Annotated in this window: 24 protein-coding genes; 17 read left to right on the top strand and 7 right to left on the bottom strand. The window is 58.7% G+C overall.

Annotated features, from left to right (window positions below; translation table 11 throughout):
- Positions 1-166: 166 nt before the first annotated feature.
- Positions 167-1,306, top strand: coding sequence for a Ppx/GppA phosphatase family protein (locus EOK75_RS15300; protein WP_137194943.1), 1,140 nt, complete (start codon positions 167-169; stop codon positions 1,304-1,306).
- Between the two features lie 12 nt (positions 1,307-1,318).
- Complete coding sequence (locus tag EOK75_RS15295) at positions 1,319-2,047, top strand: RlmE family RNA methyltransferase (protein WP_137194942.1); 729 nt, start codon at positions 1,319-1,321, stop codon at positions 2,045-2,047.
- Here the strand turns inward: EOK75_RS15295 and EOK75_RS15290 are convergent, their stop codons facing one another.
- From EOK75_RS15290 to EOK75_RS15270, 5 genes are all read right to left on the bottom strand, one after another.
- A complete protein-coding gene (locus EOK75_RS15290) occupies positions 2,048-2,689 on the bottom strand; it encodes a trimeric intracellular cation channel family protein (RefSeq protein WP_137194941.1) in 642 nt (213 codons plus the stop codon). It abuts the gene before it with no gap.
- Positions 2,686-3,150 carry a ribonuclease HI gene (rnhA, locus tag EOK75_RS15285; protein ID WP_137194940.1) on the bottom strand — a complete coding sequence of 155 codons (465 nt, stop codon included), beginning with the start codon at positions 3,148-3,150 and terminating at the stop codon, positions 2,686-2,688. The genes EOK75_RS15290 and rnhA overlap by 4 nt, the downstream gene beginning before the upstream one ends.
- A gap of 71 nt (positions 3,151-3,221) precedes the next feature.
- Positions 3,222-4,169 (bottom strand): 4-hydroxy-3-methylbut-2-enyl diphosphate reductase, encoded by a 948-nt coding sequence (gene ispH / locus EOK75_RS15280; protein WP_137194939.1) that lies wholly within the window; start codon positions 4,167-4,169, stop codon positions 3,222-3,224.
- A gap of 80 nt (positions 4,170-4,249) precedes the next feature.
- A complete protein-coding gene (locus EOK75_RS15275) occupies positions 4,250-4,687 on the bottom strand; it encodes a YqaA family protein (RefSeq protein ID WP_137194938.1) in 438 nt (145 codons plus the stop codon).
- A gap of 55 nt (positions 4,688-4,742) precedes the next feature.
- Complete coding sequence (locus tag EOK75_RS15270; RefSeq protein ID WP_137194937.1) at positions 4,743-5,324, bottom strand: LabA-like NYN domain-containing protein; 582 nt, start codon at positions 5,322-5,324, stop codon at positions 4,743-4,745.
- Between the two features lie 140 nt (positions 5,325-5,464).
- Between EOK75_RS15270 and folK the strand changes: the two genes are divergently transcribed.
- The 11 genes from folK (at position 5,465) to recO (ending at position 14,361) form a co-directional block, all read left to right on the top strand.
- Positions 5,465-6,058 carry a 2-amino-4-hydroxy-6-hydroxymethyldihydropteridine diphosphokinase gene (gene folK / locus EOK75_RS15265; RefSeq protein WP_240794121.1) on the top strand — a complete coding sequence of 198 codons (594 nt, stop codon included), beginning with the start codon at positions 5,465-5,467 and terminating at the stop codon, positions 6,056-6,058.
- Positions 6,059-6,202: 144 nt separating this feature from the next.
- Positions 6,203-6,556, top strand: a complete 354-nt coding sequence (gene rpoZ, locus EOK75_RS15260) for a DNA-directed RNA polymerase subunit omega (protein WP_137194935.1) — start codon at positions 6,203-6,205, stop codon at positions 6,554-6,556.
- 33 nt (positions 6,557-6,589) lie between these two features.
- Complete coding sequence (locus EOK75_RS15255) at positions 6,590-8,707, top strand: RelA/SpoT family protein (RefSeq protein ID WP_137194934.1); 2,118 nt, start codon at positions 6,590-6,592, stop codon at positions 8,705-8,707.
- Entirely contained in the window at positions 8,661-9,428 is a 768-nt protein-coding gene (locus EOK75_RS15250) for a DUF2062 domain-containing protein (RefSeq protein WP_338053367.1), read from the top strand. Before EOK75_RS15255 ends, EOK75_RS15250 begins: the two co-directional genes overlap by 47 nt.
- A 52-nt stretch (positions 9,429-9,480) precedes the next feature.
- On the top strand, positions 9,481-10,248 hold the full coding sequence (locus EOK75_RS15245) for a pyridoxine 5'-phosphate synthase (RefSeq protein ID WP_168199320.1): 768 nt from the start codon (positions 9,481-9,483) through the stop codon (positions 10,246-10,248).
- A 9-nt stretch (positions 10,249-10,257) separates the two neighbouring features.
- Positions 10,258-10,662 carry a holo-ACP synthase gene (acpS, locus tag EOK75_RS15240; protein WP_137194932.1) on the top strand — a complete coding sequence of 135 codons (405 nt, stop codon included), beginning with the start codon at positions 10,258-10,260 and terminating at the stop codon, positions 10,660-10,662.
- A gap of 74 nt (positions 10,663-10,736) precedes the next feature.
- Entirely contained in the window at positions 10,737-11,531 is a 795-nt protein-coding gene (lepB, locus tag EOK75_RS15235; RefSeq protein WP_137194931.1) for a signal peptidase I, read from the top strand.
- Between the two features lie 81 nt (positions 11,532-11,612).
- Entirely contained in the window at positions 11,613-12,299 is a 687-nt protein-coding gene (gene rnc, locus EOK75_RS15230) for a ribonuclease III (RefSeq protein ID WP_137194930.1), read from the top strand.
- A complete protein-coding gene (gene era, locus EOK75_RS15225; RefSeq protein ID WP_137194929.1) occupies positions 12,296-13,255 on the top strand; it encodes a GTPase Era in 960 nt (319 codons plus the stop codon). Before rnc ends, era begins: the two co-directional genes overlap by 4 nt.
- A gap of 14 nt (positions 13,256-13,269) precedes the next feature.
- Positions 13,270-13,605, top strand: a complete 336-nt coding sequence (locus EOK75_RS15220) for a DUF1491 family protein (protein WP_137194928.1) — start codon at positions 13,270-13,272, stop codon at positions 13,603-13,605.
- Between the two features lie 24 nt (positions 13,606-13,629).
- Positions 13,630-14,361: a DNA repair protein RecO gene (gene recO, locus EOK75_RS15215; protein ID WP_137194927.1), complete on the top strand. Its 732-nt coding sequence runs from the start codon at positions 13,630-13,632 to the stop codon at positions 14,359-14,361.
- On the opposite strand, the gene EOK75_RS15210 is transcribed toward recO, so the two are convergent.
- A complete protein-coding gene (locus EOK75_RS15210; protein WP_137194926.1) occupies positions 14,362-16,032 on the bottom strand; it encodes an acyl-CoA dehydrogenase family protein in 1,671 nt (556 codons plus the stop codon). It abuts the gene before it with no gap.
- 193 nt (positions 16,033-16,225) lie between these two features.
- Positions 16,226-17,821, bottom strand: coding sequence for a phosphoenolpyruvate carboxykinase (locus EOK75_RS15205; protein WP_137194925.1), 1,596 nt, complete (start codon positions 17,819-17,821; stop codon positions 16,226-16,228).
- A 340-nt stretch (positions 17,822-18,161) separates the two neighbouring features.
- Between EOK75_RS15205 and EOK75_RS15200 the strand changes: the two genes are divergently transcribed.
- The 4 genes from EOK75_RS15200 (at position 18,162) to rapZ (ending at position 21,946) form a co-directional block, all read left to right on the top strand.
- The gene (locus EOK75_RS15200; protein ID WP_137195813.1) at positions 18,162-18,863 is read left to right on the top strand and encodes a response regulator transcription factor; all 702 of its coding nucleotides are present in this window, start codon (positions 18,162-18,164) and stop codon (positions 18,861-18,863) included.
- Between the two features lie 78 nt (positions 18,864-18,941).
- On the top strand, positions 18,942-20,591 hold the full coding sequence (locus tag EOK75_RS15195; RefSeq protein WP_240794120.1) for a sensor histidine kinase: 1,650 nt from the start codon (positions 18,942-18,944) through the stop codon (positions 20,589-20,591).
- A gap of 13 nt (positions 20,592-20,604) precedes the next feature.
- Positions 20,605-21,033, top strand: a complete 429-nt coding sequence (locus EOK75_RS15190) for an HPr kinase/phosphorylase (RefSeq protein WP_240794119.1) — start codon at positions 20,605-20,607, stop codon at positions 21,031-21,033.
- A 28-nt stretch (positions 21,034-21,061) separates the two neighbouring features.
- Complete coding sequence (rapZ, locus tag EOK75_RS15185) at positions 21,062-21,946, top strand: RNase adapter RapZ (RefSeq protein ID WP_137194922.1); 885 nt, start codon at positions 21,062-21,064, stop codon at positions 21,944-21,946.
- Positions 21,947-21,949: the final 3 nt, after the last annotated feature.

The following is a 21,949-nucleotide window of genomic DNA, read 5'->3' as shown; positions in this document are numbered from 1 at the left end:
TTGACGTTTTTCGACATGGCGGCGGCGTAGAGCGACCTGATGGGATTTCATATCTGCGGGCGCATCGAATCTGTGCGCAATAATATGAGGCAGGCGGTTGCTTGGGTGCTTGCACCATGCGCAAGGCAGGCGTACGGTGGTTTCAACCACGAATGGAGGGCGCAGTATGACGCCCGAGCGTCCCCGGGAGGAGGACGCGATCCCAGAGCAGATGCGGCCAAATGGCGCCGCAGATGTAATGGTCGAACCGTCTGCCTCCCCCCAACCCGGGTCGGGCCAGCTTTATGCTGCGCTTGATCTGGGAACGAATAGTTGCCGGATGCTGATTGCCCGACCAAGGGGCAGCCAGTTTCAGGTTGTTGACAGCTTTTCAAAGGCTGTTCAGTTGGGCACGGGGCTTGAAGCCACGGGCCGGATGTCGCGTGGGTCGATCAACCGGACTGTTCAGGCGCTGCGGATTTGCCAAAAAAAGCTGGAAAAACACAAGATCAAGCGCATGCGTCTTGTCGCGACCGAAGCATGTCGTCGGGCCAAGAATTCGCGTGATTTTTTGCGGCAAGTGCGGCGCGAAACCGGTTTGCAGCTTGAAATCATCACCCCTGAGGAAGAAGCGCGTTTGGCGGTTATTTCCTGCGCACCTTTGGTAAGCGGCAAGACCGAGCAGCTTTTGGTGGTCGATATTGGCGGCGGATCAACCGAGCTGGTCTGGATCGATATGACCGGGGTGGAGCCGTCGGACCGGCCGCGCGCCATCATGCGGCTTCATGCCGGGTTTACCCCGCAAGGGTTGGGACAGGCGCGAGTCGTGGACTGGATCTCGGTACCGCTTGGCGTGGCGACCTTAAAAGAGCAATTTGCCGATGTGGAAGATGACGCCGCCCGCTTTGCCCTGATGAGCTGGTTTTTTGAGGAAAACCTGTCCAGTTTTGCGCCCTATAACCTTGAAAACGGGCGCGAAGGCTTTCAGGTGATCGGGACAAGTGGCACTGTGACAACGGTTGCGGCCTCGTTTTTGGGGCTCAAACGCTATGACAGGACCAAGGTGGACGGGTTGCGCATGTCGTCGGATCAGATAGATACGGTTATCCGCGAATATCTGGCCCTCGGGCCGGAGGGGCGGCGAACGGACCCTCGGATCGGGCGCGACAGGCATAGCTTGATCATGTCGGGGGCAGCGATTTTACAGGCCTTGATGCGGGTTTGGCCCACGGACCAACTATCGGTCGCGGATAGGGGCCTGCGCGAAGGTCTTCTTTATGCCCAGATGAGCGCGGATGGCGTGCTGACGGATGGGCCTTATGAATAACGGTGCGAGATTATGACCGAGAAAAAGACATCAGGCCGGGGCCAGCGCGATTTGCGCGTTCGGGTGAAAACCGCCAAGGGGCGCAAGCTTTCGTCAACGCTTTGGCTGGAGCGGCAGTTGAACGACCCATATGTGGTGCGTGCCAAGAAGGAAGGCTTTCGCGGTCGCGCGGCCTATAAGATTGCCGAGTTGGATGATAAGTACCACTTCCTCGTCCCCGGCGCGCGGGTGGTGGACCTTGGCTGTGCGCCCGGGGGCTGGTGCCAGATCGCGGTAGAGCGGGTGAATGCGCTGGGTCAAAACCCGAAAAAGCCGGTCGGCACGGTTTTGGGTGTGGATTTGCAAGAGGTGGAGCCTATTTCGGGCGCGCAAATCCACCAGCTCGATTTCCTTGCCGAGGAAGCAGACAGCTTGGTCAAGGGCTGGCTGGGCGGCAAGGCCGATGTAGTGATGTCGGATATGGCGGCCTCTGCCTCGGGGCATAAATCGACCGACCACTTGCGGATTATCGCCTTGGTGGAGGCGGCGCTGGAATTTGCCTTTGACGTGCTGGATGAAGATGGCACTTTTGTCGCCAAGGTTTTGGCCGGTGGGGCCGAGATCGGGATGCAGAACCTGTTGAAAAAACACTTCAAGAAGGTTGCGAATGTAAAGCCCCCCGCAAGCCGTACCGACAGTTCCGAGAAATTTGTGGTGGCAACGGGGTTTCGGGGGCGCGACCTGCGCAAGGCCGAAGAATAACTAGTGCTGTTTCGGGCTTTCGGGCCGGGGGGCGCGGGTTTTATAGACCGGAAGCCCCCAGTTGAAGGCGATACTGCCTGCGCGCAGCACAAAGGTCACGCCGCCACTGGCCAGTAAGGCCAGACCCGGCGCATAGCCAAGCTGCGCGGCTAGCACGGCCGCACCCGCCCCGGCAAAGGCAGCGGTGGCATAGACCTCTCCTTGTTTCAGGACCAGCGGCACCTCATTGCAGACGACATCGCGCATCAGCCCGCCGAAACATCCAGTTGCCACCCCCATCACCATAACGACGGCCCAATGCTGCCCCAATCCCATGGAGACGCCCACACCCGCAGGCACCGCAATCGCCAGAGCAAAGGCGTCGAGCCAGACCACTGCACGGTAGCGGCTTTCCAACAGATGCGCGCCAAAAAACACCACAATTGCCGCGGCAACGGCGGCCAGTAAAATCTCCGGCTCTGCCATCCAAAACACGAGGTCGCGGTTGAGCAGGATATCGCGAATGGTGCCGCCCCCGACCGCCGTCAGGCAGGCGACAAAGATGAAGCCGACAATGTCGAGCTGGCTGCGCGAGGCAACCAGCGCCCCCGTTAGCGCAAATACCGCCACGGAGGCGTAATCAAGCGCGCCGAGGAGGGTCATTTCCCTACCTCGGGCTTGAAGGGGGCCATTCCGGCGCGGGCCAATTCATCGGCGCGCTCGTTTTCGGCGTGGCCTGCGTGGCCCTTGATCCAGCGCCATTCCACGGTGTGACGTTGGCGCGCCTCATCCAGCCTTTGCCAAAGGTCCACATTCTTGACCGCCGATCCCGCCGCCGTCCGCCAGTTCTTGCGTTTCCAACCTGCCAGCCACTCAGTGATCCCGTTTTTGACATAAGCGCTATCGGTGACAACGATGATATCGGAGGGGCGGGCCAAAGCCTCTAGCGCCGAAATGGCAGCCATCAGCTCCATTCGGTTGTTGGTTGTATCGGGTTCGCCGCCCTTAAGGGTGCGTTCTTTCAGCACCGCGTCGCCTTCGCGTGCGAGCATCAAAACGCCCCAGCCGCCGGGGCCGGGATTGCCGGAGCAGGCTCCATCAGTATAGGCGTATAGCTCGGGCATGGGGGTCTCCATTTAGGTCGCGCCACCCTTATGCAAGCCGGGGCCAAAGGTCCAGCCGGGCGTCTGGGGGATTATGCCTCGCGCAAGATGCGGGGCACTTTGAATTCCACGTTTTCCTGTGCGGTCTCGACCAGTTCCACCGATGTGGCATAGCGGGCGCGAAAGGCATCAAGGACCTCATTGACCAAGACCTCGGGCGCCGAGGCACCAGCAGTGATACCGACAGTCTTGATGCCGTCCAGCGCGCGCCAGTCGATATCATCCGCGCGCTGCACCAGTTGCGCATAGGCACAGCCCGCAGCGCGCCCGACTTCAACCAAACGTTTGGAGTTGGAGGAATTCGGCGCGCCGATCACCAAAAGCGCGTCGATCTTATTGGCGATGGCCTTGACGGCGGCTTGGCGGTTGGTGGTGGCATAGCAGATATCTTCTTTATGCGGCCCCAGAATGGCGGGAAAGCGCGCCTGAAGGGCTGCGACAATGCCCGCGGTGTCATCGACCGACAAGGTGGTCTGGGTGATATAGGCCAGCCGTTCGGGGTCACGGACCTGCAAATGCGCCACATCAGCCTCGGTTTCGACCAAGAGGACTTCGCCATCGGGCAGTTGCCCCATGGTGCCGACGGTCTCGGGGTGGCCCTCATGGCCGATCATCACCATCTGCAAGCCCTCGGCGGAATGGCGCGCGGCCTCGTTGTGGACCTTTGTGACCAAGGGGCAGGTTGCATCAACCGCGATCATCGCACGGGCCTCGGCCGCTGCGGGAACCGACTTTGGCACGCCATGCGCCGAAAAGATAACGGGCCGGTCATCGGGGCATTCGGAAAGCTCCTCGACAAAGACCGCCCCTTTGGCGCGCAGGTTATCGACCACGAATTTGTTGTGCACGATCTCATGGCGCACGAAAACCGGCGCGCCCCATTTCTGCAAGGCCAGCTCTACGATTTTGATGGCGCGGTCCACACCCGCACAAAACCCGCGCGGTGCGGCCAGATAAAGCGTTAATGGCGGCAAGCTCATGGCCTGATCTCCGTTCATGGTCAGGCCCTACACGTAAAGCGCGCGCGGCGGCAGGTCCAGCCCGAGGGGCAAAAATATGACTAGCCGATCAATCCCGCCGTGATCAGGGCAAGGCCGATATAGCGTGTGGTCTTGGCGATGCCCACAAGTATCAAGAACAGCCAGACCGGCGTGCGCATCACCCCCGCGACCAAGGTCATTACATCCCCCACCGGAAGCCAGCTGACCAAAAGCACCCATTTGCCCCAGCGCGCGAACCATACCTCCATCCGTGCCATTTGTGCGGGGGTGGCGGGGAACCAGCTTTTGCCCTCGAACCGTGTGATTCCATGCCCGATGTAATAATTCACCAAAGCGCCCAAGGTGTTGCCGATGCTGGCCACGATCACCAAGGACACCACCGGCACCTGTCCGGCCAGTTGCAGGGCGACGAACACAATCTCTGATTGGAAGGGGATAAGGGTGGCGGCAATGAAGGCCGCAGCGAATAACCCCAAGAGTGATGAGAGCAAAACCATCCCCCGCCCTTGCCGCAGTTAGGGGCGGGGTGCAAAGGCTAAATGTGCCGGCGGCTTACTTCACCTCTTCGGGGGTGCGGTGATCTTCCTCTGCCTCAAACCGTGGCTCGCGGGAGGGGCGGCCGATGACGTCGCGCAGCTCGTCCAGCTCGATGAAGTTGTCGGCCTGGCGGCGCAGCTCGTCCGCGATCATCGGGGGGTGGCTGCGAATGGTGGAGACAACAGAAACCCGCACCCCTTGGCGCTGCAAGCTTTCGATCAGGGGACGGAAGTCGCCGTCACCGGAAAAGATCACGGCGTGGTCGATGCGCGGGGCAAGTTCCATTGCGTCGACGGCCAGCTCGATATCCATATTGCCTTTGACCTTGCGGCGGCCCTGACTGTCGGTGAATTCCTTGGCGACTTTGGTCACCATTGAATATCCGTTGTAGTTCAGCCAGTCGACAAGCGGTCGGATGGGCGAATACTCATCATTTTCCAGAAGGGCGGTGTAGTAGAATGCACGCAGCAGTTTGCCACGGCGCATGAACTCATGGCGCAACAGTTTATAGTCGATATCAAACCCGAGCGCTTTCGCTGCCGCGTATAGATTGGATCCATCAATAAAAAGGGCAAGCCTTTCGTCCTTGTAGAACATTGTAATTTCCCTAAAAAAGCGTGCAGTTAAAGCGTTGAACAGCGTCTCTATGTGAAAACGGAAGCGGCTGCAATCATGGTTAATATCGGGCGGATTCGAAAAATTTCAAGACAAGTTTTTAACGGAGGATGAACAAAAAAGTGAATGGACTTCGTATTTTAGTAGCTTTGGGCGCGAACCTGCCGAGTGATCAGGGGGGTGTTGCGCGTGTCCCTGCCGATAGTCTGCGCGCAGCGATTGCGGACCTTGGCACGCGTGGGTTGCAAGCGGTTTCACAAAGCAGGTTTTTCGCGACCCCCTGCTTTCCGGCCGGGGCGGGGCCGGACTATGTGAATGCTGCCGCTGTGTTTGATGTGCCGCCCGGCCAAACCCCGCAAGAGATTCTCGCCTTGCTGCATGAGGTGGAGGCCGCGCATGGTCGCACGCGTGAAACCCGTTGGGCGGGGCGGGTGCTTGACCTCGATTTGCTGGCCGTGGGCGATCAGGTTTTGCCGAACCTTGCAACCTATGGGCGATGGCGCGGTCTTGCCTTGACTGACCAGTTGCGGCTTGCCCCCGATCAGCTCGTCTTGCCGCATCCGCGAATGGCAGAGCGGGCATTTGTTCTGGTGCCGCTGGCGGATATCGCCCCGGATTGGCGTCATCCGGTGTCGGGAAAAACTGTGCGAGAGATGCACGACGCGCTGCCGACCGCCGATTTGGCTGCCGTTCGCCCCCTACCGAATGGCCGGTGATTCGCGGTGCAGGGAGGGTGCGACTCGCCCTTTCACACCATTTTGACGCATTAGAGGGCAATCGGAGGGGAGAAGGCGCTTGTCAAGGGAATTACCAAGGCTTACACAGGGCACTCTTAATTCCATAGCTGAAAGGGTGTCTCCATGGCCCGCGTCACGGTTGAAGATTGCGTAGACAAAGTACCGAACCGGTTCGAGCTGGTGATGCTTGCCGCCCATCGCGCCCGGGAGATCCAGTCGGGTTCCCCGCTGACGGTCGATCGCGATAACGACAAAAACCCTGTTGTTTCCCTGCGTGAAATCGCCGAGGAAACGCAAACTGCGGACAATCTGCGCGAGCGGATGATCGAAAGCCATCAGACCCAGATCGAGGTCGATGAGCCTGAAGAAGACCAAATGGCCCTGCTTATGGGTGGTGAAGCGGATCGTCCTGCGACCGACGACATGTCCGAAGAGCGGCTTTTGCGCGCTTTGATGGAAGCGCAAGGCGGCAACTGAGGCGCAACAGCCCGATTATAGGAAGTGGCAGGAATGATCGACGTCGAAGACCTGGTCGCTCTTGTCCACAACTATAATCCGCGTGCCAATGCCGATCTGATCCGCAAAGCCTATGCCTATGGCTTGCGGGTCCATGACGGGCAGTTCCGCCACTCGGGGGAACCCTACTTTAGTCATCCGGTCGCGGTTGCCGCGATTTTGACCGAGCAGCGCTTGGATGATGCCACCATCATCACAGCGCTTTTGCATGACACCATCGAAGATACCAAGGCCACCTATAGCGATGTTGCCGAGCTTTTCGGCGAGGAAGTCGCAGAGCTGGTCGATGGCGTCACCAAGCTGACCAATCTTCAGTTGTCCTCGACCCAATCCAAGCAGGCTGAAAACTTCCGCAAGCTGTTCATGGCGATGTCCAAGGACCTGCGGGTGATCCTGGTGAAGTTGGCCGACCGTTTGCATAATATGCGCACGATCAAATCCATGCGCCCCGACAAGCAGGCCCAAAAAGCCCGCGAAACCATGGAAATCTTTGCCCCGCTTGCAGGTCGTATGGGCATGCAATGGATGCGTGAAGAGCTGGAGGACCTCGGCTTTCGGGTGCTGAACCCTGAGGCCCGCAATTCCATCATTCGCCGCTTTATCACGTTGCAGCGTGAGGCGGGCGATGTGGTCTATAAGATCACCGCAGATATCCGGACCGAGCTTGACCGTGCCGAAATTGATGCCGATGTCTACGGGCGCGCCAAAAAGCCCTATTCCGTCTGGCGCAAGATGCAGGAGAAGGATCTCTCCTTTTCGCGCCTATCCGACATCTACGGCTTTCGCATCATCACACAGGATGAGGCCGATTGTTACCGTGTTTTGGGCGTTATCCATCAACGCTGGCGTGCGGTTCCAGGACGGTTCAAGGATTACATCAGCCAGCCGAAAACCAACGGTTACCGCTCCATCCACACCACCGTATCGGGGCGCGATGGCAAACGGGTAGAGGTGCAGATCCGCACGCGGCAGATGCATGAGGTGGCCGAGGCCGGCGTTGCGGCGCATTGGTCTTATCGTGAGGGCGTGCGCGCGAATAATCCCTTTGCGGTTGATCCGGCACGTTGGGTTCTCAAGCTGACCGAGAACCTCGACGCCGAGGATCACGACGACTTTTTGGAAAACGTAAAGCTGGAAATGTACACCGATCAGGTGTTTTGCTTCACCCCCAAGGGTGAGGTTATCCAGCTTCCGCGCGGGGCGACGCCGCTTGACTATGCCTATGCCATCCATACCCGCATCGGCAACTCTACCGTTTCGGCCAAGGTTGACGGTATCCGTGTTCCGCTTTGGACCCGGTTGAAAAACGGCCAATCGGTCGAAATTATCACCGCCGAGGGGCAGCAGCCGCAGGCCAGCTGGATCGAGGTGGTGACAACGGGCCGCGCCAAGGCCGCCATTCGCCGTTCCTTGCGGGAAGAGGATCGTGGCCGTTTCGTCAAGCTGGGCCGCGAATTGGCCCGCGTGGCCTTTGAGCATGTCGGGCGCAAAGCCACTGAAAAGGCGCTGCGCACGGCCGCAAAGATGATGGCGCTTGGCGATGAAAATGACCTTCTGGCCCGCATCGGTTCCGCCGAGGTGCCTGCCCGCAAAGTGGTTGCCACGCTCTATCCCGAGCTGGTGCAAGAGCGCGGCGATGAGGTCGACGCCCGCCGACCCGTTATCGGGTTGAGTGCGGATCAGAGCTTTCAGCGGGGGTCGTGCTGCCAGCCGGTTCCGGGGGAGCGTATCGTCGGCATCACTTACCGCGGCAAGGGCGTTGTGGTCCATGCGATAGATTGCCCCGTTCTGGCCGAGCTGGAAGAAGAGCCCGAACGCTGGGTGGATCTGAACTGGCAGTCGGGGCGGCATGCCGCCGTCAATACCGTTAGCCTTGATTTGACGATTTCCAATGACGCCGGCGTTTTGGGGCGGATCTGCACCTTGATTGGCCAGCAAAAAGCGAATATCTCCAACCTGCAATTCGTTGATCGCAAACCGGATTTTTTCAGGTTACTGGTTGACGTCGATGTGCGGGACGTAGAGCATCTGCATATGGTCATGACAGCGCTCGAAGCCGAAACAGATGTGGCCGAACTGGGCCGCAAGCGCGATCCCCAGCGTAAGCCCTGATCGGGAAAAGGGAAACGGCAGGGAAATGGTATTCAAGCGGCGTGATAAACGGTCATGGGTACGACTTGGCCTTGAGGCGCTTTGGCCTCGCGGGGGGTGGAACCGTGCCGCGATCTATATGAAGCACCGATTGCGCCGTTTGCCTGATGCGCCGCACCGGATTGCACGCGGGATATTTGCCGGCATATTGATTTCTTTCTCGCCGCTTTTCGGTTTGCATTTCGGGGGCGCTGCGTTTCTGGCGTGGGTCATGCGCGGCAATATTCTTGCAGCCCTTATGGCGACCTTTGTTGGCAACCCGATCACATTCCCTTTCATCGCGGCCTTCGGGGTGGAGTTTGGCAATTTCCTGATGGGCCACCCCCGCGTCATGTCCCCATTGGAGATCTTTTCCGATTTCGGACGTGCGGGAGCGGAGTTTTGGCATAATGTCTCGTCGATCTTCACCGATGATGTTGCCCATTGGGACCGGCTGCACCGCTTTTTCTTTCGGGTATATCTGCCCTATCTGGTGGGGGGCATCTTGCCGGGGCTGATTGCGGGTATCGCGGGCTATTATGTCAGCTTGCCTTTGATCATTGCCTATCAGAACCGCCGCAAGAAAAAACTGCGCGACCTTTTGGCCAAGCGTCTGGCCAAACGCGATGCCGAGATGGCAGAAGGCAACGATGAGGGGATTGACCCGCCGTTAGGGGATGACGTAGGGGAAGTAAGGCGTTAACCTTTGGTTGAGTATCCCCGCAGTCGGGGCATTAAAAAGGGCGAGTGTAGTGATGGTTTTGGAACAGTTGCGGTTAGGCATTAATATTGATCATGTGGCAACCATTCGGAACGCACGCGGCGGCACCCTGCCAGAGCCTTTGCGCGCCGCCCTTTTGGCCGAGGTTGCGGGCGCTGACGGGATCACCGCGCATCTGCGTGAGGATCGCCGCCATATCCGCGATGCAGATATCGAGGCGCTTGTCGCCGGTCTTTCTGTCCCGCTGAATTTTGAATGTGCCGCCACGCCCGAGATGCAGGCCATCGCCCTGCGCCACAAACCCCACGCCGTCTGCCTCGTTCCCGAAAAGCGCGAGGAACGCACGACCGAGGGCGGTCTTGATGTGGTAAAGGACGAAGCGCATCTGGCCAAATTTATCGCCCCTTTGCGGGATGCCGGATGCCGCGTGTCGCTGTTCATCGGCCATGAAGCGGCCCAGATAGAGGCCTCTGCCCGTGTCGGTGCGGCGGTGGTGGAACTGCACACCGGCCATTATTGCGATATGGTCGCCGAGGGTGCCGAGGCAGAGGCCGCAGCCGAGCTTGCCGCCCTGCGTCTCGGGGCCACCCACGCGCATTCGCTGGGGCTGGAGGTGCATATGGGACACGGGCTTGATTTTGAAACGGCCGCCAAGGTTGCCGTTTTCCCCGAAGTGGTGGAACTGAACATCGGACATTTCCTGATCGGCGAGGCGATTTTCCGTGGCCTTGGCCCCGCGATTGAAGAAATGCGCCGCCGGATTGATCTTGCGCGTGGCGGCGCTGACCGTGCCGTATCTTAAGGCCGCTTTATGATCCTTGGTATCGGCTCTGATCTTGCGAATATCGAACGGATCGAAGGCACGCTTGCCCGTTTCGGTGATCGTTTTCGGGAACGTGTCTTCACCCCCGAAGAGCAGCGCAAATCCGAAAGCCGCACCGGCCTTGTCGCTGCAACCTATGCCAAACGCTGGGCCGCCAAGGAGGCCTGTTCCAAGGCGCTTGGCACGGGGTTGAGCATGGGGATCTCGTGGAAGGATATGGCCGTGACCAATATGCGCAGCGGCCAGCCACAGATGCAGCTTACGGGCTGGGCTGCGGCGCGTCTGGCCGAAATGACGCCGCAGGGCTATGAGGCGGTTGTCCATGTCACCTTGACCGACGATCACCCTTGGGCGCAGGCCTTTGTGGTGATAGAGGCTAGGTTGAAGCCCTAGTGGGGCGCTGCCTGCTTGACACGCAGGCCCCCCGCGCGCATGTAGCGCGGCATAGTAGAAAAAGGCAAAGATTGATGGCGAGCAAAGAAAAATCCGACGGCGGCATTGTCGAGACAGTGAAAACCATTGTCTATGCCCTGCTGATTGCAGGCATCTTCCGGACGTTGTTCTTCCAACCCTTCTGGATTCCGTCGGGTTCCATGAAGGATACTTTGCTGATCGGAGATTTCCTTTTCGTCAATAAAATGGCTTACGGCTATTCCAAATACTCCTGCCCCTTCGCGATGTGTCCGGTATCGGGCCGTGTGCTGTTTTCGGAACCAAAGCGCGGCGATGTCGTGGTGTTCAGCCACCCTGTGAACGGCTCGGATTTCATCAAGCGCCTGATCGGGACGCCGGGCGATACCGTGCAACTGCGCGATGGTAAGGTGATCCTGAACGGTACCGAGCTGCCGCAGGTCCCGGCGGGTGAGTTTGTTGAAACATACGACCGTCAAGGGCCAATGGGCAATTTGCCGCGTTGCGAAAACTCTGCCGGGGCTGTGGGTGTGGGTGCAAGCTGTACCAAATCGCGCTATACCGAAACCATGCCGGGCGGGCGCAGCTATGAGGTGCTGAACATCGACACCAATGGTTTTGCCGATAACACCGATGTGTTTACCGTACCGGAGGGGCATTACTTCTTTATGGGCGATAACCGCGACAATTCCCAAGATAGCCGCTATGGGCAGGCTGTTGGTGGTGTAGGCTTTGTGCCTGCCGAAAACCTGATTGGGCGTGCGGACCGTATCATGTTCTCCTCGGCCGGGTCGTCGCTGTTTTATTTCTGGACATGGCGCGCAGACCGCTTTTTCAAGGCGGTTGAGTAATGCAACGATGACTGCCCGCTCGAACCATCCGCGCCCGCTTTCCAAGGCTGCCAAGCCTGTTGTTCAGGAAGGGTCGGTCGAATGAAACTTGCTGCTGATTTGCGCGCTTTTGAAAGCCGCTTGGGTCATGCCTTTCATAACCCCGAGCTGCTGGTTGAATCGGTAACCCATGCGTCGATTTCCTCGGCGACGCGCCCCGATAACCAACGGCTGGAATTTCTGGGCGACCGCGTCTTGGGTCTTGTGATGGCCGAGGCGTTGCTGACGGCGGATAAGGCGGCAGCCGAAGGGCTGCTGGCGCCGCGCTTCAACGCGATGGTCCGCAAAGAGACCTGTGCCGATGTTGCCCGCGAAATCGGGCTGGGGGACGTGCTGAAGCTGGGCCGTTCCGAGATGATGTCGGGCGGGCGGCGCAAAGAGGCCCTGCTGGGCGATGCCCTCGAGGCGGTGATTGCGGCGGTTTATCTTGACGGCGGCTTTGATGCTGCGCGCAAATTGATTACCCGTCTGTGGAAGGGCCGGATTGCCAGCGTCAAGGAAGATGCCCGCGACCCCAAAACGGCGCTGCAGGAATGGGCACAGGCCCGTGGCATGACACCCCCGAAATACAACGAACAAGCCCGCTCCGGCCCTGATCATCAGCCGGTGTTCACGGTGGCGGTACTGCTTGATAATAATGAAACCGAAACGGCATCTGCCGGAACGAAACGCGCCGCCGAACAGGCCGCAGCCCGGGCGCTTTTGACCCGGTTGGAGCAAGATACATGACAACACAGCCCACCAGCCAGCCCAACAGCGGCCCCGTCGGCGGTGACGGCAACACCCGTGCGGGTTTCGTCGCCCTGATTGGGGAGCCGAACGCAGGGAAATCCACGCTTTTGAACCGTATGGTCGGCTCCAAAGTGTCGATCGTAACGCATAAGGTGCAAACCACACGCGCGCGTATTCGCGGTATTGCGATGCAGGGCACGGCACAGATCGTTTTCGTCGATACCCCCGGTCTTTTCCGGCCACGCCGCAGGCTTGACCGCGCGATGATCGCAGCTGCTTGGGGCGGGGCGGCTGATGCCGATATTATCGTGCTGCTGGTTGAGGCGCATCGCGGCCTGACCGAGGGCACTGCTGCCATTATCGGCTCTATGCGCGACCGTATTCCGCAGGGCCAGAAGGTGGCGCTTGCGATCAACAAGATCGACCGGGTAAAGGCCGAGGTGCTGCTTGCCCTGTCGCAAAAGCTCAATGAGGAATTCCCCTTTGCGGAAACCTTCATGATCTCGGCCGAAAAAGGCTACGGCGTTGACAAGCTGCGCGAATGGCTGGCGGGTGAGCTGCCTTCTGGCCCGTGGTTCTACCCCGAGGATCAGATCGCCGATTTGCCCATGCGCATGATCGCCGCCGAGATAACGCGTGAAAAACTGACGCTGCGCTTGCACGAAGAGCTTCCCTATCAGCTGACGGTCGAAACAGAGAAATGGGAGGACCGTAAGGACGGCTCTACCCGTATTGATCAGCTCGTTTATGTTGCGCGGGACGGCCATAAGGGCATCGTTCTGGGCAACAAGGGTGAGACGATCAAATCCGTAGGCCAAGCCGCCCGCGTTGATCTGACAGAGTTTCTGGGCCGCCCTGTGCATCTGTTCTTGCAGGTCAAAGTGCGCCCGAACTGGTTGGAAGAGCCGGAGCGCTATTCGGAAATGGGTCTGGAGTTCAAGGACGGGAATTGAGCGCAGGAGGCGGCATGGAAGTTCGGCTAACGGCTGATTTCTGGGTGAAGGCCTATCTGATGCGTTTGCAATTGGCGGGCATCCCGGCCTTCGTTACAGCGCGCGGCGATGCCACGGCGGGGGCAGTTCTGGTTAAACAGGCACCTTTGGACGGGACCGCCTGCGCCTATCAACGGTCCTTTGATCTAATGAGCGGGCAGCGCGCTTGGGTTGTGCTGGCCCAAGGGCCAGAGCCTGAGGTCGATGCCGCGATTGCCCGTCAGCGCCAGTTTGATCCCGACCTTTGGGTGATCGAGGTCGAGGACCGTCAGGGCCGTCACCTATTGGAGCAAGAGGGGCTGGCGGAGTGACGTTAGCCTTGCGATAATCTGGCGATGGATTGGCAAGATGAAGGGGTGCTGATTTCCATGCGCGCGCATGGTGAGGCCTCTGCGATTATCGAAGTGTTTACGGCGGCCCACGGGCGGCATGCGGGGGTGGTGCGTGGTGGCGGCTCGCGCAAGATGGCGGCGACCTTGCAGCCGGGCACGCAGCTTGCGGTGACATGGCGCGCACGGCTGGAGGATCACATCGGCAGCTATACCGTTGAGCCGTTGCAAAGCCGTGCGGCCCTTTTGGGCGACCGTTTGGGCCTTGCGGGGCTGACGGCGATCTGCGCCATGCTGCGTATGGCGTTGGCCGAGCGTGAGGCGCATCTGCCGCTGTGGCGTGCGACAATGGCTTTGTTGGCGGCGCTGGAACATGATCCCGACTGGCCTGTGATCTATCTGCGGTGGGAACTGATGCTGTTGGAGGAGTTGGGCTTTGGCCTTGATCTGGGGCGCTGTGCGGTGACGGGCGCGCGCGATGATCTGGCCTATGTCAGCCCCAAGACCGGCCGCGCCGTCAGCCGTGCGGGTGCTGGCGACTGGGCGGGCCGATTGTTTCCGTTGCCGCAGTGCCTGATGGGGCAGGGACCGGCAAGCACGGCTGAAATCGGGCAGGGGCTGGCGATCACGGGGCATTTTATTGCGCGAGAGTTGATGCAGGGCTTGGGAAACCACGCCCTGCCAGAGGCGCGGCATCGACTGATCCGACTGTTGAAAAAAAGGCCCGATCGGGGCTAATTAATCCAGCAAGCGCCGCGCGATCACCTGCGCCTGAATTTCGGCGGCACCTTCAAAGATGTTCAGGATCCGCGCATCACAGAGGATACGGCTGATCTGATACTCCAGCGCAAAGCCGTTGCCACCGTGAATTTGCAGCGCGTTATCCGCCGCAGCCCAAGCCACACGTGCGCCCAAAAGCTTGGCCATGCCCGCCTCAAGATCACAGCGCTTGTCGTGGTCTTTTTGCCATGCCGAGAAATAGGTCAACTGACGCGCGATCATCACCTCAACCGCCATCATCGCAAGTTTGCTTGAAACGCGGGGGAAGGCGATCAGCGATTTGCCGAATTGCTTGCGGTCGATGGCATATTGCATCCCCACCTCCAGCGCGTTTTGTGCCACGCCGATGGCACGGGCGGCGGTCTGAATGCGGGCCGATTCGAAGGTCTGCATTAGCTGTTTGAAGCCTTGCCCCGGCACACCGCCCAGCAGGTTTTCACCCTTTACGGTAAAACCGTCAAAGGCCAGCTCATATTCCTTCATGCCGCGGTAGCCCAGAACCTCGATCTCACCGCCAGTCATGCCGGGGGTGGGGAAGGGGTCCGCATCGGTGCCGGCGGTCTTTTCGGCCAGAAACATCGAGAGCCCGCGATAGTCGCTGGTGTCTGGGTCAGTGCGCGCCAGCAAGGTCATCACTTGGGTGCGGGCGGCATGGGTGATCCATGTCTTGTTGCCGGTCACGACCCAGTCATCCCCGTCCTTTGCCGCGCGGGTGCGCAGGCTGCCAAGGTCGGATCCGGTGTTCGGCTCGGTGAAGACGGCCGTTGGCAGGATCTCACCGCTGGCAAGCTTGGGCAGCCAATGCGCCTTTTGATCGTCGGTGCCGCCGCAAAGGATCAGCTCGGCGGCGATCTCGGAGCGGGTGGCGAGGGACCCCACACCGATATAGCCGCGCGAAAGCTCTTCGCTTACGACAACCATCGAGGCTTTGGAGAGGCCAAAGCCGCCGAATTCCTCGGGGATGGTCAGGCCGAAAACGCCCATTTCCGAAAGCTTTTCAATGATATCCATCGGGATCAGCTCATCGCGCAGATGCCAGCCGTGGGCGTGGGGGGTGACCTCGGCGTCGGCAAAACGGCGGAACTGATCGCGGATCATTTCCAGCTCTTCATCAAGGCCGGTTACGCCAAAGGTGGCGCGACCGTGGTTGTCTTGCATCAAACCCACAAGGGCGGTGCGCGCGGCTTGCGAGTTGCCAAGCGCGATCAGCCGTGCCGCAGCGGGGCTAGGCGTCCATTCGGCGCCAAGATCGGACAGGCGGGCAATCTCGCCCTGCGACATCGGAATGCCGCCTGCGATTTGCGCCAGATATTCGCCAAAGCTGATTTGCAGCAGCAAACGCTCCATATCGCCCAAAGTGCCAACCTCGGCCAGCCGTCCGGCCCAAGCGTGCATCTGTACAAGGCTTTGCTGATAGGTGGCCAGCCAGCTTAGGGCGTGGGCGGCAGATTGGTGCGCCTCCAGCAATGGGGCGGAAACCTTGCCATTTTGGGTGACCATAGCGCGCAGGGTTTCGCGGGCTTGCGTAAACAGGGTGTTGATTTCGGGCAGGGCTGCCTCGGTCAATCCCAAAAGATCGGTCAGGATCGGGCTGTCGGCATCTGCAAGGGGGTGTCCGTCATGGGCCATTGGTCGCTCCGTCTTTCATATCTTTCTGCGCTTGCGAAAGGAATAGAGCCTTTGCAACTGCAGCGCAACAAGATTTCAAGGAGTGGAGGGGATGCGACCGAATGTGTCGCGGTGGATTTTGGCCGGAGATGTGCTGATCACTTCACTATGCCCGCAAAACCAAGCGGGGGGCCAATGGAGCCCCCCGGTATAATCAGATCGCGGCGGCTTTCACGTCGTCGTCGATGAAGGGCATATATTGGCCGAAGTTATCGGCAAACATCTGCACCAGTTTGGCAGCCTGTGCGTCATAGGCGTCTTTGTCTTCCCATGTCTGACGCGGATCCAGCAGTTCATCGGCCACACCACCTACCGCGACAGGCACATCAAAGCCGAAGTTTGCATCGCGGCGGAACTCGCTGTTTGACAATGTCCCGTTCAGCGCGGCCGTCAGCAAGGCCCGTGTCGCACGGATCGGCATACGCGAGCCGACGCCATAGGCACCACCCGTCCAGCCGGTGTTCACCAACCAGCAGTTTGCGCCATGCTTGGCGATCTGGGCTTGCAACAGCTTGCCGTACACTTCGGGCCTGCGTGGCATGAAGGGCGCGCCAAAGCAGGTAGAGAAGGTCGGCGTAGGCTCTGTCACGCCGCGCTCTGTACCCGCCACCTTGGAGGTGAAGCCGGAGAGGAAGTGATACATCGCCTGTGCAGGTGTCAGACGCGCGATGGGCGGCAAGACACCGAATGCATCGCAGGTCAGCATGATGATGTTTTTGGGATGACCGCCCATGCCGGTTTCCGACGCATTGGAAATGGCTTCCAACGGGTAGGCACAGCGCATGTTGGCTGTCAGGCTGTCATCATCAAAATCCAGCTCCAGCGTTTCTTCGTTATAGACCATGTTTTCAACCACGGTCCCGAAGCGGTGGGTGGTTGCATAGATCTCCGGTTCTGCCTCGGCACGCAGGTTGATGGTCTTGGCATAGCAGCCACCTTCGAAGTTGAAGGTGCCTTTGTCGGACCAGCCATGTTCGTCGTCGCCGATCAAGGTGCGGGAAGGATCAGCGGAAAGGGTGGTTTTCCCGGTGCCTGACAGGCCAAAGAACACGGCGGCATTATCGGGATCATCCACTGCGTGGTTGGCAGAACAATGCATCGCCATCACGCCTTTTTCGGGCAACAGATAGTTCAGCAAGGTAAAGACGGATTTCTTGTTTTCACCGGCATAGGCGGTGTTTGCGATCAGGATTTCCTTGGAGTCGAAGTTCATCACGATCGCGGTTTCCGAACGGCAGCCGTGACGCGCGGGATCGGCCTTGAAGCCCGGGCAGTTGATGATCGTCCATTCCGGGACAAAACCTTCCAGCTCATCGCGGGCGGGGCGGCGCAGGAGGTGGCGGATAAACAGCCCGTGCCATGCAAGTTCTGTGATGACGCGCACGTCGAGACGGTGCTCGGGGTCGGCGCCTGCGTAAAGGTCTTGGACGAAATAATCGCCGCCCTTCATGTAATCCAGCATATCGGCGCGCAAGACGTCAAAAGCTTCTGGTGCCATAGCGGCGTTGTTTTCCCACCAAATTGTGTCTTCGACCAAGGGCGAGCGCACAATGTGCTTGTCCTTCGGGGACCGGCCGGTAAATTTCCCGGTCGAGACGAGGAATGCCCCGCCAATGCCCAGTTTCCCTTCGCCGCGCGCGATTGCGGCTTCGATGAGGGCAGGCTCAATCTGGTTGTAAGAGACAGATCCAAGTCCAGTGATGCCTTGATTTTCAAGTGTATGGCTTGGGTTTACGCGTCCGGTGTTCATCTAATGCAAGCTCCCGATGCCGATGATTACGACAAGTTTTGGGTTTTGAAGCGGTACGCCAAGCATCCGCTTGCGCCCCGGTCGCCCCCGGAGCCGAGGCCGACACCACGCCTATAGCACGGCGATTCAATATTGTAACAGGACGGTTGCGCATCGTTAGCGCAATCAAATTCAAGTTAGCGCAATCAAGTGAGTGAATGGGGCAAATTAGCCATTCATTCGTAATTTTGTGGCCAACTGAACCGGTCTTGACGCACGATTCGCAGTTTGGAGTTGATTCTTTGCGGCAAAAATATGAAATTAAGGAAAAATCTGAATGAGCAGTCTAGGAAAAATACCGATGCCAAGGATCGCCCTTGTGGACGATGACAGAAATATTCTGACCTCGGTTTCGATGACACTGGAGGCGGAAGGTTTTGAGGTGGAAACCTTCAATGACGGGCAATCCGCGTTGGACGCGTTTACGCGCCGTATGCCGGATATGGCGGTTCTGGATATCAAAATGCCGCGCATGGACGGGATGGACCTGTTGCAACGCCTGCGTTTGAAAACCATGATGCCGATCATATTTCTGACATCCAAGGATGATGAGATTGATGAAGTCCTCGGCTTGCGGATGGGTGCGGATGACTATGTCAAAAAGCCGTTCTCCCAGCGGCTTTTGGTCGAACGTATCCGGTCATTGCTGCGCCGGCAGGTCGCGATTGCAACGGATGAGGTTGCCGTCACCGAAGAAACCAAAGTGATGGAGCGTGGGCATTTGCGGATGGACCCGCTGCGCCATGCCGTTGCTTGGAAAGGTCGGGATGTCTCCTTGACCGTTACCGAGTTTTTGCTGCTTCAGGCGCTTGCGCAACGGCCCGGCTTTGTGAAAAGCCGCGATCAGCTGATGGATGTGGCCTATGATGAGCAGGTTTATGTCGATGACCGGACAATCGACAGCCACATCAAACGCTTGCGCAAGAAAATGCGCACCGCAGATGATGAATTCACCGCAATCGAGACGTTATACGGTATCGGCTACCGTTATAATGAGGAGTGATGCGCCCATATGACGCGAGCGCCAAACATCTCTCCCCATAGGTCTGAAACTGCCGCGCCCGAATGCGATGATGTTCCGATGAAAGAAGATTCCAGGGCAACGGGTGCGGGGGCAAAGCGGCGTGCGCATCGTGGCCTGAAGGGTGTTGTTGCGCTTAACCGGTCACCTTTGGCGCGTAAGATCATCATTTTCAACATGATGGGGACAGTCATTCTGGTGGCTGGCGTCTTATTCGTGAACCCGTTCCGGGACAGCCTTGTTTTACAACGCGAACAGGGGCTTGTGACGGAGGCAGAGCTGATCGCCGATGTGTTCGAGGCACAGCTGCCGACCACAGAACCGGAGGTTTCGCGCGATCCCCTGTCTGTTGATATTGGTAAAACCCTTGCCGCAGTGACTATCGGTCCGGGGGTAGATGCCTTTGTTTTTGACAAGTCGGGCCGTGTGATTGCGGCCGAGGAAGGCCCGCCGCGCGGCACTATCCTTGACGGGACGAATACCCAGTCAACATTGATTACGGATTTCTTGAACGCGATCTGGGAAACGATCTCTGGCGTTTTGTCCGCCAAGGACGGGCAAACGGAACAAGTCGACTCCGAGGGGCTTGCAGGTAGCGGATTTGCAGCGGCACTTGCCGGTAAAACCACCTCTAATATGGCGCGGGATTCTGCCGGTGGCACGCTGTTCTCGGTCGCCGCGCCGATTTGGAACGGGGGCGAAGTTATTGGCGTCGTTGCGCTTACCTCTGCCGAGGGGGAGATCGACCGTCTTGTCCGGCATGAGCGCGAGCAGGTTTTGCAAATGTTTGTGATCGCATTGCTGGTGTCTATCGGACTCAGCCTTGCTCTGGCTTCCACCATCGCCAACCCGCTGTCTGATCTGGCTGCGGCTGCTGAATTGGGGCGTGACAGGGATGCAAGGAACATGGCGCCGGGGCGTGTGCGCATCCCCGATATGGCCTCGCGTACGGATGAGATTGGCCGCCTTTCGGTTGCGATGCGTGGCATGGTAGCAGCCCTTTACGACCGGATTGATGCAAATGAACAATTTGCGGCTGATGTCAGCCATGAGATTAAAAACCCACTGGCAAGTCTTCGATCTGCAGTGGGTACATTGCGGGTGGCAAAACGGGATGACCAGCGTGAGAAATTGTTGACTGTGATTGAACATGATGTGCGCCGCCTCGATCGATTGCTGAGCGATATTTCCAATGCTTCTAGGCTCGACAGTGAGTTGGTGAAAGAGGAAGAGGATGAGTTCAACCTCATCAAAACCATCTTTAACCTTTCGGAACATTTGGGCGATCAGGCCAGACAGAACGGGGTCGATTTCATCACCGACCTGCCGGCCGAACCAATTGTCATCCGTGGGTTGGAAGAGCGCTTGGCACAGGTTTTTGTCAATTTGATTTCGAATGCGGTGTCATTCTGCGAAGAGGGCGATGCCGTTCGCGTTTGGGCGCGTCGGCGTGAAAACCGTGTTTTGGTTGTGGTCGAAGATACGGGACCAGGCATTCCCGAGCAGGCTTTGGAAAAGGTGTTCAAGCGGTTTTACTCGGAACGGCCCGTTTCGCAATTCGGTGATCATTCTGGCCTCGGGCTGGCGATTTCCAAGCAGATCATCGAGGCACATGGCGGTGTTATCTGGGCCGAAAACATTAGGCCTACCACGGTTGATGCGACGTCTGAGCCCCTTGGCGCGCGGTTTGTCGTGGGTTTGCCAATTTGATTGGGCTTGGCACGTGAAAGACGCCGGGGATGAGCTGATACATGCAACTGCGGTTGATGTTGGCGGCTTTGGCATTTTAATCCGTGGCGCATCCGGGACAGGAAAGTCCAGCCTTGCGCTTCGCCTTATGGCGCATGGTGCAAAGCTGGTTGCTGATGACCAGACGTTTTTGCGGCGGCAGGATAATACGGTTTGGGCGACATGCCCGCCCGCCATCCGAGGCGCTATCGAGGCACGGGGAATTGGTTTGCTGGCTGCGGATGCTTTGGATGAGGCGAAAATCGCGCTTGTTGTCGATCTCGACTGTGTTGAGTCTGAAAGACTGCCGCCAAAACGCCAAACTCTTCTGCTTGGGGTGCCGATAGACCTTGTATTCGGGGCGACATCCGGCCACCTTCCATATGGGCTGTTGCAGCTTGCCCATGGCGGGCGCTGGAATTGATGCGGAACTAAGCGGGCGAGTGTGGGCTATGGAACATCGTATTGTCCTTGTGACTGGGCCGTCAGGGGCGGGCCGTACCACAGCGGTTAACGCGCTAGAGGACATGGGCTACGAGGCGATTGATAATCTGCCGCTCAGCCTTGTGCCGCGCTTGATTGGTGGCGATAGCCAAGGACGGCCCTTGGCGTTGGGGTTGGATGCGCGTAACCGGGAATTCAATGCAGCCGCTTTGATTGCTTTGATTGACAAATTGACGGTTGATCCACGCGTTTCACTCAGCGTTATCTATCTCGATTGCGCGCCGGACGAACTGATCCGTCGCTTTGCCCAGACCAGGCGGCGTCATCCATTGGCCCCGGATAGCACGCCCTTGATCGGTATCTCTCGGGAGGTGGATCTTTTGGCGCCCGTCCGTGTTCGTGCGGATCATCTGATCGAAACGACAGAGATGTCACCGCATGATCTGCGGGCTGAAATCGGGCGCTGGTTCGGCCAGTCGGAGGTGCCGGGACTGGCCGTTTCTATTCAGTCTTTTTCCTATAAGCGGGGCGTGCCGCGCGGCGTGGATATGATTTTTGACTGCCGCTTCCTTCGCAATCCGCATTGGGTGGCGGAGCTTCGCGATATGGACGGGCGCGATTCTGCGGTAGTTGACTATATCGCGGATGATCCGCGTTTTTCTGAATTCATTAAAAAGGTTAACGATCTGGTTCTGTTCCTGATGCCTGCCCAGCTGGATGAGGGTAAAGCACATCTGGCCATCGGGTTTGGCTGTACCGGGGGGCAACACAGATCCGTTGCCGTGGCGGAACTGATCGCATCAAAGCTTGCACAAGCAGGCTGGCCGGTGGCAAAACGGCATCGGGAGCTTGAGCGACGGGCCGCAGTGCTGCCCGCAAACGGGACAGGGTGATCA

Source organism: Pseudorhodobacter turbinis, from assembly GCF_005234135.1.
GTDB classification, from domain to species: domain Bacteria; phylum Pseudomonadota; class Alphaproteobacteria; order Rhodobacterales; family Rhodobacteraceae; genus Pseudorhodobacter; species Pseudorhodobacter turbinis.
Note: the sequence above shows the minus strand (reverse complement) of the source record. Positions and strands in the feature narration are given on the sequence as shown.

Excerpts from the sequence above, each read along its gene's own strand:
- rnc (WP_137194930.1), top strand. The coding sequence starts at position 11,613 with ATGAAACTTGCTGCTGATTTGCGCGCTTTTGAAAGCCGCTTGGGTCAT.
- rapZ (WP_137194922.1), top strand. The coding sequence starts at position 21,062 with ATGGAACATCGTATTGTCCTTGTGACTGGGCCGTCAGGGGCGGGCCGT.
- EOK75_RS15245 (WP_168199320.1), top strand. The coding sequence starts at position 9,481 with ATGGTTTTGGAACAGTTGCGGTTAGGCATTAATATTGATCATGTGGCA.
- ispH (WP_137194939.1), bottom strand. The coding sequence starts at position 4,169 with ATGAGCTTGCCGCCATTAACGCTTTATCTGGCCGCACCGCGCGGGTTT.
- rnhA (WP_137194940.1), bottom strand. The coding sequence starts at position 3,150 with ATGCCCGAGCTATACGCCTATACTGATGGAGCCTGCTCCGGCAATCCC.
- acpS (WP_137194932.1), top strand. The coding sequence starts at position 10,258 with ATGATCCTTGGTATCGGCTCTGATCTTGCGAATATCGAACGGATCGAA.
- EOK75_RS15250 (WP_338053367.1), top strand. The coding sequence starts at position 8,661 with ATGTGGCCGAACTGGGCCGCAAGCGCGATCCCCAGCGTAAGCCCTGAT.
- EOK75_RS15255 (WP_137194934.1), top strand. The coding sequence starts at position 6,590 with ATGATCGACGTCGAAGACCTGGTCGCTCTTGTCCACAACTATAATCCG.
- EOK75_RS15210 (WP_137194926.1), bottom strand. The coding sequence starts at position 16,032 with ATGGCCCATGACGGACACCCCCTTGCAGATGCCGACAGCCCGATCCTG.
- era (WP_137194929.1), top strand. The coding sequence starts at position 12,296 with ATGACAACACAGCCCACCAGCCAGCCCAACAGCGGCCCCGTCGGCGGT.
- EOK75_RS15220 (WP_137194928.1), top strand. The coding sequence starts at position 13,270 with ATGGAAGTTCGGCTAACGGCTGATTTCTGGGTGAAGGCCTATCTGATG.
- EOK75_RS15300 (WP_137194943.1), top strand. The coding sequence starts at position 167 with ATGACGCCCGAGCGTCCCCGGGAGGAGGACGCGATCCCAGAGCAGATG.
- lepB (WP_137194931.1), top strand. The coding sequence starts at position 10,737 with ATGGCGAGCAAAGAAAAATCCGACGGCGGCATTGTCGAGACAGTGAAA.
- EOK75_RS15205 (WP_137194925.1), bottom strand. The coding sequence starts at position 17,821 with ATGAACACCGGACGCGTAAACCCAAGCCATACACTTGAAAATCAAGGC.
- EOK75_RS15275 (WP_137194938.1), bottom strand. The coding sequence starts at position 4,687 with ATGGTTTTGCTCTCATCACTCTTGGGGTTATTCGCTGCGGCCTTCATT.
- EOK75_RS15295 (WP_137194942.1), top strand. The coding sequence starts at position 1,319 with ATGACCGAGAAAAAGACATCAGGCCGGGGCCAGCGCGATTTGCGCGTT.
- EOK75_RS15290 (WP_137194941.1), bottom strand. The coding sequence starts at position 2,689 with ATGACCCTCCTCGGCGCGCTTGATTACGCCTCCGTGGCGGTATTTGCG.
- EOK75_RS15270 (WP_137194937.1), bottom strand. The coding sequence starts at position 5,324 with ATGTTCTACAAGGACGAAAGGCTTGCCCTTTTTATTGATGGATCCAAT.
- recO (WP_137194927.1), top strand. The coding sequence starts at position 13,630 with ATGGATTGGCAAGATGAAGGGGTGCTGATTTCCATGCGCGCGCATGGT.
- EOK75_RS15200 (WP_137195813.1), top strand. The coding sequence starts at position 18,162 with ATGCCAAGGATCGCCCTTGTGGACGATGACAGAAATATTCTGACCTCG.
- EOK75_RS15195 (WP_240794120.1), top strand. The coding sequence starts at position 18,942 with ATGAAAGAAGATTCCAGGGCAACGGGTGCGGGGGCAAAGCGGCGTGCG.
- rpoZ (WP_137194935.1), top strand. The coding sequence starts at position 6,203 with ATGGCCCGCGTCACGGTTGAAGATTGCGTAGACAAAGTACCGAACCGG.